The sequence below is a fragment of the Solidesulfovibrio sp. genome, assembly GCF_029978005.1.
GTDB lineage: Bacteria > Desulfobacterota > Desulfovibrionia > Desulfovibrionales > Desulfovibrionaceae > Solidesulfovibrio.
On the sequence record NZ_JARKOZ010000049.1, the window covers coordinates 1 to 4,595 of the forward strand.

General features: G+C 68.7%; 7 protein-coding genes. All 7 read right to left on the bottom strand.

The features are described 5' to 3' along the window. On the bottom strand, positions 1 to 902 hold a 902-nt coding region (locus Q1K70_RS05805), incomplete at its 3' end, for a hypothetical protein (RefSeq protein ID WP_300156805.1). A 12-nt stretch (positions 903 to 914) separates the two neighbouring features. After that, a complete protein-coding gene (locus Q1K70_RS05810; RefSeq protein ID WP_300156807.1) occupies positions 915 to 1,355 on the bottom strand; it encodes a phage protein Gp37 in 441 nt (146 codons plus the stop codon). Next, positions 1,348 to 1,842: a phage virion morphogenesis protein gene (locus Q1K70_RS05815; RefSeq protein WP_300156809.1), complete on the bottom strand. Its 495-nt coding sequence runs from the start codon at positions 1,840 to 1,842 to the stop codon at positions 1,348 to 1,350. Before Q1K70_RS05815 ends, Q1K70_RS05810 begins: the two co-directional genes overlap by 8 nt. Further along, complete coding sequence (locus tag Q1K70_RS05820) at positions 1,842 to 2,297, bottom strand: DUF1320 domain-containing protein (protein ID WP_300156811.1); 456 nt, start codon at positions 2,295 to 2,297, stop codon at positions 1,842 to 1,844. The genes Q1K70_RS05815 and Q1K70_RS05820 overlap by 1 nt, the downstream gene beginning before the upstream one ends. Positions 2,298 to 2,309: 12 nt before the next feature. Beyond that, positions 2,310 to 3,302, bottom strand: coding sequence for a major capsid protein (locus tag Q1K70_RS05825; RefSeq protein ID WP_300156813.1), 993 nt, complete (start codon positions 3,300 to 3,302; stop codon positions 2,310 to 2,312). An 18-nt stretch (positions 3,303 to 3,320) separates the two neighbouring features. Beyond that, on the bottom strand, positions 3,321 to 3,902 hold the full coding sequence (locus Q1K70_RS05830) for a hypothetical protein (RefSeq protein WP_300156815.1): 582 nt from the start codon (positions 3,900 to 3,902) through the stop codon (positions 3,321 to 3,323). A gap of 9 nt (positions 3,903 to 3,911) precedes the next feature. Then, the coding region (locus Q1K70_RS05835; protein ID WP_300156816.1) for a hypothetical protein at positions 3,912 to 4,595 on the bottom strand (684 nt) is incomplete at its 5' end.

Genomic DNA, 4,595 nt, shown 5'->3' on the forward strand with positions numbered 1-4,595 from the left:
CCGGTGATGAGGATGCCCGCCATGCCGTCGTCGGCGTTGGCGTCCAGACGGTCCACGATGGTGTTGCCCATGACGTAGTTGAGCTCGGTGACCACCGGCCGGTAGTCGTCGATGCGCAGGTTGGCCCCCATGAACATGGGCGGCTTGTGCTTCACGTATTCCGGGACCGGGAGGTTCGCGACGTCGGCCGGATCGGTCCACAGGCCCGTCATGGTGAATTCGAACAGCGGGTACTTGTTGACCGCGCAGTTCATCGTGAAGGTGCCGCGCGCGCCGACCACGGTGTAGAGGATTTTGTTTTTGTAGAAGAGCACGGCCGTGGAATCCTGGTCCACGGGGTCGGCCGTGATCGGCCGGTACTCGATGCCGGGCGTGACGGCGGTCACGTCGGCGGTGACGTTGGAAGTCCCGCCGGTGATCTGTTCGGCCTGGAAGGTCCCGACAGCACTTCCAAGCACCAGCGTGTCCTTGCCGTCGACGTGATGCACCATCCCGGTAGCGCCGGAAGTGGCTCCGGTGACGGTTTCGCCGAGGAGAAACCCGGTCACCGCGGGCACGGTCAGCCGCACCACGTCGGTGCGCTGGGTGCCGCAGGCCAAAAGGAGCGGCTCGCAGTCCGGCGGCAGCACCTTGCCGGTTCCGTCCAGGCCGCCGCCGCGCGCTTCGACCTGGGCCTTGAAGACGATCTTCTTGACCCCGATGACCGCCCCGGCCGGGGAGAAGGTGCGGCGCACCACGTCGCGCTTGACCTTCTCGCCCGTGGGCTCCACGTCCACGCCGTTGTTGACCAGGACGCCGTTTTTGGCCTCCATGGCCGGCAACATGGCGTAGGTCTCCTCCAGCTTGGCCATGACCACGGCCTTGCGGGTCAACTGCACTTGCTGTTCTTGCTGTTCGGGCATGTGCCGTTCTCCTTATTCGCCGAGCAGATAGGGCTGGGCGATCTCGTAAACCGCGTAGCAGGCGGTCATGTCCTGGCGGGACAGGAAGGTTTCCTGGCGCTTGAGCAGCGCCGGCATGTCCGGGAAAATCTCCTTGCCGTGCAGGAGCTGGCGCACCGCGCCCAGGAGCCGGTACGCCCCGGACGCGCCGGACCGGGCGTCGGCCTCGGCCCGTAGCGAGCGGTCGCAGACGAAGACGAAATAGGCTCCCCGGTCGATTTGCCGCTGGCCCAGGTCCGCGATGACCGAACCGGCGTAGACCACCAACAGCGCCGGCAGATTGGGCAGGAGCCTTTGCAGGGCCTCGGGCTCCAGGTCGTCGCCGTAGGTCTTGATCTGGCGCACGCCGTGGCTTTCCCGCAGCGGCGACAAGGCCGTAACCAGCGCCTCTTCCATCTCGTGGATCTCAACCATGGGCCTCTCCCAGGTAGTCGAGAAGGGTTTCCCCGATGCCGTTCCAGTCCTCGGCGCTGATGCCCATGTAGGGACGCGCCGGGATGCGGACCACCTTGACCGTGCGCGCCTGGCCGTCCGCGCCCCGGAAGAAAAGCGCCTTGGCCGTCTTGGGGCGAATCTCGCCGCCCTCCTGGTGGATGCGCGCGTACTTGAGCGAGGGGCCGCTCGGCCCGATCTCCACCCGGTTGGCCGAGGCCTCGTAGACGATGCCGGACTGGAGCGCCCCGGTATCGACCAGGGTCTGGCCGCCCTGGAGCACCGCCCGGCGGCTCGGCTTCCAGCGCGTGCCGTCCGGCGCGTGCCCCAGTTCGAAGTTTTCCTGGATGCTGCCCACGAGCAGCATGCCGATCCGGGCCATGCCCGGCGTCAGGTCGTCGACCCGCGCCAGGAGACGAAGCAGAAATCCGGCCGTCGGCGCGACGACCACCTCGACGCGGAAATCCATCACGGCATCCTTTTCCAGAAGTCGTCCCCGAAGCGCGGCGCGCCGCCCGAGGCGGTCAGGCCGCTGTCGCCCGTCACCACGGGCTCGCTGCCGATGGAGCCCGGGAGTTTGAGCGTGCCGGCGGCGAACTGTTCCAGCAGTCCGACGGCCCCGTTGTAGTCGGCGGCCACGGGCTTGATGACGTCCACGAGGTTGGGGCGGCGCTGGTAGAGCCGGTAGCGCGCGATGCGGGCGGCGAGCTGCCGGACGATGCGCGGCGGCGTAGGGAGCGGCACGTCCGCCACCCCGGCCAGGTGCGCGTCCACTTCCTGGGAAGCCTGGTCGAAGACGTCGGCCAGGACCTGGGCCACGGCCGGGTCGGCCAAGTCGGCCGCCGTGCCGGCGTCGTTGGTCAGGTCCAGGATGTCGCGCTCCTGGATGAGCGCCCGGAGGTCCTCGAGGGTGATGTAGGCCATGGCGCACCTCCGTTAGGCCACGACCACGGCCTTGCACACGGCGCGGGGCACCGGGGCCGGCAGCGGCTTGGATTCGCCCACGATGCGCATCTCGGACGGGTCTTCGAGCTTGATGGGCTTGGCGAAGAACGGCAGAGGCTGCAAGTTGGCGTCGAGGTCGTCGATGGCCCCGTAAAAGAAGGCGTTGGAGTCGGCGACGACGGCCCGGATTTCCTTTTCCGGGATCTTGGGCGTGGCCGCGCCGGTCTCCGGGTCCTTGTAGGTCTCGGCCATCTTGGCCACGACCAGGCCGCCCACGTTGATGCCCCGTTCGTCCCAGGCCACGGACACCTTGGCCGTGGAGCCGAAGGCCTGGACCAGGCCGAGCAGCACGGCATAGGCCTTCTTGCCGGCCAGGAAACGGATGGAGCCGGCGACCTCCTCCTGGAGCAGCGTGGCCATGTCGTCGAGCTGGGTGTAGACGTCGGTCAACTTCATGCCGGCCGTGTCCCACGTCTTTTCCGGGGCGTAGGTCTGGATGGCGCTGCCGTAGGAGACCCGGTAGCGGGCGAAGGCGCCGTTCGAGAGCAGCATGGGGAAGTTGATCTCGCCATTGAACTGCGCCTGCGCGGCCAAGGCTTCGATGCTGCGGCGAATGCTCGCGCGCAGGGCCAGCGTCTTGCGGGCGGCCCAGCGTTCCTTGGACGTCTCCCCCATAAGCTTGAAGTTGTTGAGCTCCACGGCCGTCACCGGGACGTGGGCGCGCACGGGCAGCGGCTCGATGTAGTCGGCGCGCATGGACTCGGTGACGATGGGCTGACTCGGCGCGCCGCGCTGCACCACGGGAATGACGTTGGCGATGCCCCGCAGCTCGGCCACGGGGATGACCGGCGAATCGTGCTCGATGCGCACGGCCGGCGGGAAGCAGGTGTCGTAGACCGTGGTGACCAGCGGCGGCGCGGTCTCGATGGTCTTGCGGATGGCGGCCAGCGTGAAAAGCCGGCGGATGTTGACGTACAGGGACATGGGACCTCCAGGGGCGGCCTACAGGGGCCAGACGCCCATCCGTTCGAGTTGAGCCAGGGAATCGGCGTCGGCCGGGGCGTCGCCCACCAGCAGGGCGGCCCGCATCACGGGGCCGGACACGCAAACCAGGCCCACGGCATCGGCCGCGGCGGCCGCGTCGCGCGTCAGCACGCCGGCCGGGGCATGGGTCGAGGTGGCCACTATGGCGGCCGCATTGGCCGGCGCGGCGTTGAAATGCACCTTGAACCGGCCCGACGGATAATCGACCTTGCCCGTGCCGCCGGCGGAACCGGCCAGAGTGCCGAAGCCGTCGTCGGCAAAGGCCTCCACGCCGTCGGTCACGGCGATGCCGGGTTCCACCGGGCCGAGGGTTCCCGAGAAGTCCTTGGCGGCCCCGTCTCCGCTCCCCACGGTCTCGGCCAGGTCTTCGCCGTAGGCATGCACCTGGCCGGCCTCGTCGCGGGCGACGAGCAGGCCGGCGGCCAGTTCTCCCGCGTCCGGACGCAACGGCCAGGACCGGAGCATGACCGGATGGCCGCCGGCCGTGACCTTCTTTTCGACCAGGTCCAGGGCCCCGAGATTCGCGTTGTGGTTCGTCACGGCCGCCTCCTAGAACTTGGCGGCCATGCTGCCGCCGTCGGATTCCTTGTTGCCGCCGCCTCCGGCGGGCGCGGTGAATTCCCGGGTCAGGCCGTTATTCGGCCGGCTTTCGAGCTCGCGCCAGTAGGCTTCCTCGTGGCCGACCTTCTCGGTCTTGCCGTCGCCGGCAGCGAGTTCGATCTCGCCCCCGGCGCTCCCCAGGGCGGCGGCGAAGGCCAGCACCTTGGCCCGTTCCCCGGGCAGTGCCTTGCCGGCGGCCACCAGAGCGTCGAAACGGCCTTCCCGGCCCTTGGCGGTCTGCTCGCCCTTGAAATCGGCGAATTCCTTGACCGCCTTGTCCCGGGCTTCTTCGGTCGTCTGGAGTTTGCGGGTCAGCTCGTCGATCCGGGCCGCCAGCTCCTTGGCCTTGCCTTCGCCGGCCTTCTCGGCCTTGATCCGGGCGATCTCGTCCCGGGCCTTTTGCAAGGCCTCCTTGGCGTCGGCGAGCTCCTGTCGCAGCCGCGTCAGTTCATCCATGTCCGCCTCCTTGGCGAATTCGAAGGTGATTCCATCCTCGGCCCCGGCCAGCCGGACCTCCTTGAGGCCCGGTATGGCCGGCTGGGCCGCCCCCAACAGGCCCACATGCCAAAGCCGCCACCCCCGGGCGAACTTGGCCGAAACGTTGCGGTAGCGCCCCTGGTCCACGGCCTCGCG

Coding starts and splice junctions, on each gene's coding strand:
- Q1K70_RS05825 (WP_300156813.1), bottom strand. CDS start 3,302: ATGTCCCTGTACGTCAACATCCGCCGGCTTTTCACGCTGGCCGCCATC.
- Q1K70_RS05820 (WP_300156811.1), bottom strand. CDS start 2,297: ATGGCCTACATCACCCTCGAGGACCTCCGGGCGCTCATCCAGGAGCGC.
- Q1K70_RS05810 (WP_300156807.1), bottom strand. CDS start 1,355: ATGGTTGAGATCCACGAGATGGAAGAGGCGCTGGTTACGGCCTTGTCG.
- Q1K70_RS05815 (WP_300156809.1), bottom strand. CDS start 1,842: ATGGATTTCCGCGTCGAGGTGGTCGTCGCGCCGACGGCCGGATTTCTG.